Source organism: Petrocella sp. FN5, assembly GCF_029210395.1.
Taxonomy (GTDB): domain Bacteria; phylum Bacillota; class Clostridia; order Lachnospirales; family Vallitaleaceae; genus Petrocella.
In genome coordinates this window covers 1-9,520 of record NZ_JARGDP010000088.1, presented here as the reverse complement: position 1 = coordinate 9,520, position 9,520 = coordinate 1, and the positions used below count along the sequence as shown (strand labels likewise).

General features: G+C 36.8%; 12 protein-coding genes. 5 read left to right on the top strand and 7 right to left on the bottom strand.

The genetic code is table 11. From position 1 onward, the window contains the following. Positions 1–156 precede the first annotated feature (156 nt). Entirely contained in the window at positions 157–669 is a 513-nt protein-coding gene (locus P0N36_RS13600) for a ferritin-like domain-containing protein (protein WP_275843403.1), read from the top strand. A gap of 104 nt (positions 670–773) precedes the next feature. Here P0N36_RS13600 and P0N36_RS13595 read toward each other — a convergent pair whose 3' ends face one another. Continuing rightward, positions 774–1,643, bottom strand: coding sequence for a patatin-like phospholipase family protein (locus P0N36_RS13595; protein WP_275843402.1), 870 nt, complete (start codon positions 1,641–1,643; stop codon positions 774–776). A 12-nt stretch (positions 1,644–1,655) separates the two neighbouring features. Then, positions 1,656–2,342, bottom strand: coding sequence for a cyclic nucleotide-binding domain-containing protein (locus P0N36_RS13590; protein ID WP_275843401.1), 687 nt, complete (start codon positions 2,340–2,342; stop codon positions 1,656–1,658). A gap of 268 nt (positions 2,343–2,610) precedes the next feature. On the opposite strand from P0N36_RS13590, the gene P0N36_RS13585 reads away from it, so the two are divergent. Both P0N36_RS13585 and P0N36_RS13580 read left to right on the top strand, forming a co-directional pair. Next, positions 2,611–3,033, top strand: coding sequence for a DMT family transporter (locus P0N36_RS13585; protein ID WP_275843400.1), 423 nt, complete (start codon positions 2,611–2,613; stop codon positions 3,031–3,033). 13 nt (positions 3,034–3,046) lie between these two features. Beyond that, positions 3,047–3,520: a DMT family transporter gene (locus P0N36_RS13580; protein WP_275843399.1), complete on the top strand. Its 474-nt coding sequence runs from the start codon at positions 3,047–3,049 to the stop codon at positions 3,518–3,520. Between the two features lie 64 nt (positions 3,521–3,584). On the opposite strand, the gene P0N36_RS13575 is transcribed toward P0N36_RS13580, so the two are convergent. Then, a complete protein-coding gene (locus P0N36_RS13575) occupies positions 3,585–4,502 on the bottom strand; it encodes a DnaJ domain-containing protein (protein WP_275843398.1) in 918 nt (305 codons plus the stop codon). Positions 4,503–4,641: 139 nt separating this feature from the next. After that, positions 4,642–5,235, bottom strand: coding sequence for a flavin reductase family protein (locus P0N36_RS13570; RefSeq protein ID WP_275843397.1), 594 nt, complete (start codon positions 5,233–5,235; stop codon positions 4,642–4,644). 354 nt (positions 5,236–5,589) lie between these two features. Between P0N36_RS13570 and P0N36_RS13565 the strand changes: the two genes are divergently transcribed. Then, positions 5,590–5,739, top strand: a complete 150-nt coding sequence (locus P0N36_RS13565; RefSeq protein ID WP_275843396.1) for a CDIF630_02480 family spore surface protein — start codon at positions 5,590–5,592, stop codon at positions 5,737–5,739. Positions 5,740–5,805: 66 nt separating this feature from the next. Here P0N36_RS13565 and P0N36_RS13560 read toward each other — a convergent pair whose 3' ends face one another. The 3 genes from P0N36_RS13560 to P0N36_RS13550 form a co-directional block, all read right to left on the bottom strand. After that, positions 5,806–6,471, bottom strand: coding sequence for a hypothetical protein (locus P0N36_RS13560; RefSeq protein ID WP_275843395.1), 666 nt, complete (start codon positions 6,469–6,471; stop codon positions 5,806–5,808). Between the two features lie 12 nt (positions 6,472–6,483). Next, positions 6,484–7,503, bottom strand: a complete 1,020-nt coding sequence (locus P0N36_RS13555; RefSeq protein WP_275843394.1) for an SDR family oxidoreductase — start codon at positions 7,501–7,503, stop codon at positions 6,484–6,486. An 81-nt stretch (positions 7,504–7,584) separates the two neighbouring features. After that, positions 7,585–8,625 carry an NAD-dependent epimerase/dehydratase family protein gene (locus P0N36_RS13550; RefSeq protein ID WP_275843393.1) on the bottom strand — a complete coding sequence of 347 codons (1,041 nt, stop codon included), beginning with the start codon at positions 8,623–8,625 and terminating at the stop codon, positions 7,585–7,587. 201 nt (positions 8,626–8,826) lie between these two features. Here P0N36_RS13550 and P0N36_RS13545 point away from each other — a divergent pair. After that, a partial coding sequence (locus P0N36_RS13545) for an iron-containing alcohol dehydrogenase (protein ID WP_275843392.1) occupies positions 8,827–9,520 on the top strand: 694 nt, incomplete at its 3' end.

Sequence of the window (9,520 nt, the reverse complement as noted above, 5' to 3'; positions counted from 1 at the left end):
ATGCTACGTTATATGTACCTGCATATTTCTAGACAGTTTCTCACAGAAATGTTACAATATAGAAGGAACTATCTAGATTCAATGCAGAAAAAACATAATACCAGCTATTGGTATGTACTCAGAATCTAGTTGATTATGATTATAAAGGAGGAAATTATGGGAAAAAAAGCTATTGAGATCACTAATCTTGATGTAGAAAAATTAATTCAAATGTTGAACGAAGCACTGGCAGAAGAGTGGTTGGCTTATTATCAATATTGGATCGGTGCACGTATGATGGAAGGTCCTATGAGAAGTGAGGTAGAACCTGAGTTACTGTTACATGCTACAGAGGAACTTGGGCATGCAGAACTTGTTGTTAACCGTATTTTACAGCTTGGTGGAACACCTATCCTAAACCCTGCTGATTGGACTTCTTTTGCAAAATGTGCTTATGAAGCACCAACTGATCCTTATATTGAGACCATTCTCAACCAAAATCTCACCGGTGAACGTTGTGCCATTCAAAGATATGAGGAAATTTGTGATTTTACAAACGGAAAAGACCATTCAACTTACCAAATGGCAGTATCTATTCTTAATGACGAACTTGAACACGAACATGACATTGAAGATTTCTTAATGGATATTGAGCGTATGAAAGAAGACATTAAAAAGTTCAGATTATAATCTATAAACTCTTTTTCAAATGATGGGGTAATCCCTATTTTGAATGCGTTATGTAGGTCTCTAAGTGGAAAAGCTTAGAGACCTTTTTATATTCTATATGACGTTTATGTTTGTACCAAATCACCTGTGAAGCTTTTTATCTGATCCATGACTTCTTTACCATAATGATAACCCATCAAGTAGGTTGCTCTGATTTTTTCCCTATCTTTTTCAGCTCTCTCAAGCAAGATTGGTTTAGGTGGCCGTATCACCAATGCCACCCCTTCTTTTTCTAACTTCTCAAGATACTCTGTTGTTTCCTTATAATATATATGGCGTCGTTTCATGACTTGTACCACTGCCGGATGGGCTCTATACATCATATTACCGATTTTTTCATAGGTGAAAGGCTTTCTCTCGTAACCTTGATGCCTGGTCAAAATTACAATGACTTTTTCACAACCATCTTCAAGTGCTTGACGCACCGGAATCGAGTCAGATACGCCGCCGTCTAGATACTGAATCCCTTTTATGCATACTTTTTGTGATAAAAAAGGTAAGCTTGATGAGGCTCTAAGTGCCATTAATAGAGCCGGATCGTCCAACTCACTTTTGTAAAAATAGTCCGTCAAACCACTGTGACAGCTCATTGCACCTATGACCAACTCTTGGTTCGATTTATGGAAGGTGTCAAAATCAAAAGGGTTCAATTTATAAGCTACGTCTTCAAATAAAAAATCCATGCCAAAAAGACTGCCTTTTGTAATCATATTCTTCATGCTCACATAGCGATGGTCATCTAAATACGTCATCATAGTGTCATAGTTACGTTTTTTCTGTCTGGATATATAGTTGCCACCGTTTATGGCGCCCATGGATACGCCGATCACATAGGGCAAATAAATCTCCTCTTCCAATAAACATTCTAATATGCCTTCTGTAAATACGCCACGAAAGCCACCGCCCTCAAGGACCAGTCCTACTTTTCTCTCCATTATATACCTCCATCAATATCTATATGTGTGCCCTGCTAATGATTTCAAATCCTCTATTCTTGCTATCTCCATGATCTTACCTCGCTTATTGATTAAGCCTTCTAGACACATTTCATTAATGGTCCGGTTTAAATGTCTGTAGGTAGTGCCTAATTGTTCTGCAATATCAACAAAGCTTGATTTCACATTAATATTATTGGTATCCAACTCTTTATGTGCCAAAAGATAACTGGCCAATTTGTTTTTTAATGGCAATAGAATATTAGAGGTACTCATCTGACTGACTTTGTCCAAACGGTTGGCCAAAGACAAACATAAAAACTTCAAAAAAGGTGCATGATCTAAATACGCACGCCTAATATGAACCATGGGTATACCAATACATATACACTTATTTAGGGCCTCAACATTCGCTGTATACTCATGTTCCATAAGTGTCTCCAAGTCACCATAAACACTTAAAGGATTCTCTATTCGAAGTAGATATATTTTACCATTACCTAAAGTTGTAAATACCTTTGCTTCACCTTCCACCAGTAAAAACAAATAGCTGATCTTATTCCCATTTTCACAGATCATCTCACCTTTTCCATATTCAAAAATACGACAATAATCATACATATTTTCCTTAAAAATATTATTTAACCCATAGGTTATAAAGTAATCTTCTAATTTTTGTGCCGAAACTATTTCCTTCAATTTTCCACCACCATGACATATGTCCTGTTTTTATTTATTATAACATGCTATGTTTAGGACGTCTATAGCGCCAAAACTAAAGTTTCACTAGCCCCACCCTCAATATTTAGATTATATAGTTGGTTAAAGGGTCAAAACTAAGTTTCACTAAATTCACATACAATATATAGATTACGTTGATACATTCATAACTATATATTGTATGTGAAAGTTCAGCTATATTGTTTTGACACCTTAACCATAGTTCTATGTAAAAAGGAGATTCATTATGTATAAATTATTAGCCATGTTCAGCGGCATGACTGTCGCCATCATGATCTTATCCAACGGCTTACTTGTTGAAGGCATCGGAGATACACCTGCTTTACTCTTCATACATATTACCGGACTTATAGGAGCCCTATTGCTTTTCTATAGCAAAAATGGTAATTGGACCACGCTAAAGGGTATTCCTTTTTTCTATCTCTTAGGCGGTGTAACCGGTGTTGCTTCCGTATATTTCACCAACTTAGCTTTTTTATCGATCGGCGCCACTGTCACCTTGATGCTAAGCCTTGTGGGAAGAATTGTTACTTCGACAGTTATAGACCACTATGGCTTGATGGGAATGAAAAAATACCCTTTTGTCCCTTTAAAGCTTTTAGGTTTAGCGCTTATTACCATGGGCGCTCTATTTTTAATTATTTTTTAGTCGGAGGTTTTTTATGATATTTACTGTAGCTTTACTAACAGGTGTTTCCATTGTCATTGCCATGGTTCAAAATGCAAAATTGGCAGACTATATTGGTATTAAACAATGCACAGTTATGAACTATGTTACCGGTCTTACGACAGTTACATTCGCGTTTATAATTCTTAGAGAATCCTTTGGATTCTTATCAAAGCTATCCTCAACCCATGCTCTTGCTTACTTTGGCGGTTTAATGGGGATTATTGTGGTAACCACTTCAACTGTGATTATCCGTAAGCTTTCCATCATTGCAGCCACGATGTTGATGTATGCCGGTCAACTTATGATGGGTATTCTTATTGACTATCTAAGAGATATTGATTTATCCCTTGGTAAAATAATGGGTTGTCTATTAATCATAGCCGGCGTCTATTTTAATACCCTCGTAGACCAAAGGTTAGCCAAAGTGCCTCGTGTTGAGAACACCTCTCTTCCCATGGACCTTTAGCTTTTAGCCCGTGAGTTTTCTTTCTTAAGCTATAACAAAAACCAGCAATATGAGCTGGTTTTTATTATGCCGTTTTTACCTTTTTTAGATACTCATAAGCCTCATTGATTTCTACAATCCTCTGATTAGAATATTGCTTATAATCTTCCGGCATGCCTTCTGAAGAGATTTTATCCGGATGATGTTCCTTGGCCAGCTTTCTATATGCTTTTTTAATCTCCATTAAATCAGCTTTTTCTGATACCCCAAGGACCTTACTATATTTACTTACCAAATCAGTAGAATTCATCCTACTTCGGTCCGCATAATCATTATAGCCATAATTCTGGTAACTATAATGATGTTGTCTAGTATTTTGGGTAAAATACCTTTTGATGCTCATATATTCGTATTCAGTCAGGCCAAGTTCCGCTAGTATCTTAACCAACAAAACCTCATCCATATCTGTCATTTTATGATCATGCATCACAAGAGAAACCAAAAGATAACTAATGGATAGAACCACATCTCGTCGATTATGGTAGGTTCTAATAACCCTTGCAAACTCAACATAGGCTTCAGGATGAATTTTACCATAATTGAAGGCTTTTTCATAGGCATTAAACGCCGAGCCCGCTATTTGAAAATTCATGGCAATATACTGCCTGATAATCTGGATTTCTTCTGTACTGACGTGGCCATCGGATTTTGCAACGATGGCTGCAAGCCCCATAATTGAGGCAACGACCGGATTCAGACCTGCAAAAGCCGGCTCATCTTTTAGGTAGCTTTTAAATCTTGGAATCTTTCTAGGTATCAGCAAGACAATGAAAATCATCCAGGGAAAGAAAAAAGTTGCAATACCCCAAAGCAAGCCATTTCTACCCTTTGCTGTCATAATCATAATGACGATTATGGCTAATACAAGGTTGAATATGAGTGTAATTAATGTAAACCCCAAACTTAAGATACCACTTATTATTCCAGTCAATACTTGAATCATTTTGTTCACTCCAAACTTGTTGATGTCATTATTATAGTATGGTAGCTTACTAATTGCCATTAAAATTCTATTAAAATGAGCTTGACAAAGTAGCCGTCCAACTATATAGTTTTGACGCCTTAACCCTTTTATAATACAACTACTTTTTCTTCTTTTTTGTCGGTCCCATTGTTTTTTTCTTCACTGAGTAGCCAAAAGTACCCAGCTTTTCCCCTAGACTATAGTATACACCATGAGAGTAAGCAAATAACTTTGCAGCATCCAGATGGAATTTGCCCTGCCCATCCATGAGGTTTTCATCCACATAGACACTCTGGATTTTTGCAATGAACATATCATGAGAACCTAGTTTTTTGATTTCAACCACCTCACAAAGTATATTGACAGGACTTTCTTCTATAAGAGGTGCCATAATTTCTTCAGTGTTTACCAAATTCAATTTCATTTTTTTGCCTTTATTCTCGTTTTTTCCAGAGCGGACACCACAATAGTCTGTTGCTCTTAGTAGTGCCTCCGTTGTCAGATTAATCACGAAAGCCTTATTCCTTTTTATAATTTCATAAGAATGACGCTCCGGTTTTATAGAAATATAAGTCATTGGTGGATTGGTACATATGGTACCTGTCCATGCTACAGTGATGATATTATGTTCCTCTTCATTCTTACCACAGCTCACCATCACTGCCGGTAATGGGTATATCATATTGCCTGGTTTCCATTTTATTTTTCCCATAACGAATGTCTCCTTGTCATTTTTTAGTTGGTACTATCGGACTGTATCACGCCTACAAAAAACTTTTAACACCTAAAGATGGTTAAGGTGTCAAAACTATATAGTTAAACTTTCACATATATTATATAGTTATGAATGTATCAACGTAATCTATATATTGTATGTGAATTTAGTGAAACTTAGTTTTGACCCTTTAACCAAAGAATCATACCTATCCAACAATTAAATATCACTATCCTACGAAATAATATAAGTATTCCTAGTTGACATTTGTTATCATTTAGTACATAATGTAAATAACAATCAATCGTGCACGATAAACTGTAATCTATAAGATATAAACGAGGTGATATTATGAGTCAAAATGATAACAAAGAATATGGTTCTACAAAAACAGAAGCTTGGGCCGATTCAAAAGAGTTCGATCCAAAAACAAATGTCAACCAACCTAGCATTAATGCGGTAGAAGATGCCAAAGAATGGGTAGAGGACAATGAAAAATAATACTTGAAAGCCACTGATATATTTTTATCAGTGGCTTTTTTTGTTGTAGTGTTCTAGACATTGATATCAAAACCCTAACATCTTCTCAATCGCCTCAAGATCTTCGTCTTCCATATAAGTGACAATGATATTAAGAGCATATCCTCTTGTAAGGGTCACATAATGTACTTGATAAATGACCATGTAACCAAGGTCAATGGTCGCATGGCTTTTGGTATAAGTATTTTCTTGAATCTTTAGTGTATCCATTGTTTTATCAAATACAATGGTCTCGCCAAGATGTTCAATACCTGCACGGGCTTGTTCTATATATGCCTCACTGCTACCTATATCCATCGTCTCATCCAGACGCTCTGCTGATATGTATAGATTCGGATTCATAGCAACCACTTCATCAAAAGGGTATTTGAATACCCCCATTAGATTAAGTATTTCAAGCTCTGTCAAATCAAATGTCGCATCTGACTCAGAAGCAATATCTTCACCTGTTTGCATCAAACGCATCATCTCTTCTTCAGTCAAAACCACCCATGACTTGGACAATACCAATTCTAGGCCGAAAAAATCATTTTTATAATGGTCCTCTACAATACTACCTTTCATAAAAGCGATTTTTTCTTCCTCACTCATGGAATCCATCTTATTTATGTCATCTGATTGATCCTTTCCCCAACTACAACCGGAGAAAATCAAAAGGCAAATAAGTAGAACCCCTATTCCTTGTTTCATCATAAAAACCATCCTTTATAAAATGACAGAATTCTTTGCTTGTTCCATAGCCTCTATAATACGATCACACCATGCATCAAATTCCGGATCTTGTTTTTGCAAGGTTTTATTCTCAAGATAATGCTCTATGGTCATTTTTATACCTTGATCAAATCGCGTGGTGGCTACAAATTCCGGTACCAAACGTTTTAGTTTGCTATTATCAAAGACAACCGAATGTGCCTTGTCTCCTAAAAGACTACCGCCAAAATCATAATCCGAACATTCTGCCAAAAATTCTGATGCCACATGAAAGGCTTTTAGTTTAACACCTAGGGCATCCGCTATCGCTTGATAGATCTGATTCCATGTTAATGTCTCATCAGAAGTAATCTGAACGGCCTCACCAATAGCATGTATATTACCCATAAGCCCTACAAAGCCTTTTGCAAAATCTGTTGTATGGGTCATGGTCCATAAGGCTGTTCCATCACCATGAATGATAACCGGTTTGCCTTCTAACATTCTTCTAACCACTTGCCAACTACCTTGATGTCCTTTTATGCTTATTGGTATGGATTGGTTGCCATAGGTATGGCTTGGCCTTACAATAGTGACTGGAAAACCTTCGTATCGATATAGGTCCATCAAATAGGCCTCGCAAGCAATTTTATTTCTAGAATAGGCCCAGTTGGGATTGGATAATGGTGTGCCTTCATTAACTCTATAGTCTGATAAAGGTTTTTGATATGCAGATGCTGAACTAATGAATATAAACTGCTTTGTCTTATTCTTAAAAAGTCGATGGTCCCTTTCTAAATGGGACGGCTCAAAGGCTATGAAGTCTGCAACCACATCAAAGAACATATTTTCTATTAAAGAAGAGAGCTTCTCTTCATCATGAATGTCACAAGTAATATATGTCACGCCCTCATCACCAAGAGCTTCATTACGATTACCTCTGTTAACAATATAGAGCTCTACACCTTTATGGATGAGCGCCTTCGATATAGCTAAACTAATGGTACCTGTTCCACCAATAAATAATACCTTCATTAATAAACCTCCTACTTGTATTTCCATATTTTATACTTCTTTCGTTTTAAACTTTTGGGGCTGGGCAGATTAAATTGCCTTTTATATCAAGTCATCTTTTCTAAGTTGTTCAATATGATCAATCAGAGTGGTTTCAAGAGAACGATAAGACATCTTAAGCTCTATAATACTTCTACTATTATCTGCTTTTAGCTTATAGCCCACATTGTTTTTAATATATTGTCTAGAAAGTCCCATCATAGGCGCAATAACCCAAACAATAAACTTTGGGACCTTTCCTACTGGCATTTTATACCTTTTACCATAATAGTGCTTAATAATCTTAGCCATTTTTATAAAACTTCCGTTTTCATTAGCTATAATATATCTACCTTTTGCTTCTTCAGTAAAAGCAGCCCTAATATGGCCAGTTGCTATATCTCTTATATCTGAAAATACATATTCAAGATGAGGTACCCCTGTTCTAAATTCACCACCAAGGAGTCGCCTTAAGGTATCGACAGACGTGGCATCCACTCGTTTTGATAAAGATGGACCAAAAACAAATCCGGGATGAATGGTAATCAAATCCCATTCATTTTGTTGTTCTGCCATCTCCCATGCTTTCTTTTCTGCCATAGTCTTTGAATAGCTATAGGGGTTGTTTTTCAACGAACTGGTTGTATTCCACATGGTTTCATCAAAGGCATCAATCCCAAAATCACGCATATCACGATTGTCGCCATAGATAGCCGCTAGGCTACTTGTTAAAACAACACGTTTGACTGATTTTGATCGATTAACACCCTCAAGCACATTCACTGTGCCTTTTACTGCCGGTTCCAGCAGATCTTTTTTTGGATCTAAGCTACGATCAACTGAAAAAGGCGATGCCGTATGAATGACATAATCAGCGCCTTCAATGGCTTGATCAAAGCTACCTGATTTGACCAAATCCGCCTCATAGATTTTTAGCGTACCATCATATTTTTTTTCTAGATTTAACAAGTGCAAATACTTCTCTTCATCTTTCATATTCCTTACAGTGGTTCGAACCTCATGCCCTTCTTTGAGCAAATCTCGTACAACCCAAGATGCAATATAACCCGTACCACCGGTCACAACTACTATCACCTTTTCCATCTAATCATCCTTTCAAATACGACAAATTCCTATAACACTATGATGTCCCATGATGCATAGATTGTCAAGGTTAAGCTTAAATGCTATAATATTATAACAAGCTCTGACTTGACTAAGGTGTCATAACCTTACTTACATATTTGATAAAATCAAAAGCCACTTTCATATAATTATAGACGTTTTTGAATGGAGGATGATTAGATGTCTCAAGACACTGTTATGGACTTAAGAAAATTTGTTGCACCTGAAATCATTATCGGTATTGATGCAAGACTTCTTATCCCTCGCTATTTAACCCATTTTAACTCAAAAAGACCAATGATTGTTACGGATGTAGGTGTAAAAAACCAACCCTGGTTTTTGGAATTAGAAAACCTTATTCGATCTTGTACCGAAAATGTCATTATCTTTGATGATGTTACCCCAAATCCCAGAGATTACGAGGCCATGATGGGTGCAGAAATCTTTCTTTCTCATGATTGTGACCTATTGATTGCTATTGGCGGTGGTAGTCCTATTGATTGTGCTAAGTGTATCAGTATTGTGTCCACTAACGGCGGCCACGTTCTTAATTATGAAGGTGTGGATGAAATCAAGCTTCCCGGACCACCTCTAATCTGTATTCCAAGTACCGCCGGAACTTCCGCAGACATCTCTCAGTTTGCAATCATTCAAGACTCTCAAGAATCTTTGAAAAGGGGCATAATCAGCAAAAAAGTTGTCCCTGACCTTGCTTTAATAGACCCTATTCCCCTTATGACCATGGATAATTATCTAACAGCTTGTACCGGTATGGATGCTCTAACCCATGCTATAGAAGCTTTTGTATCAAATGCCCACTCGCCCTTAACAGATGTCCATGCACTTGAAGCTATTTCTCTTATATATAATAATA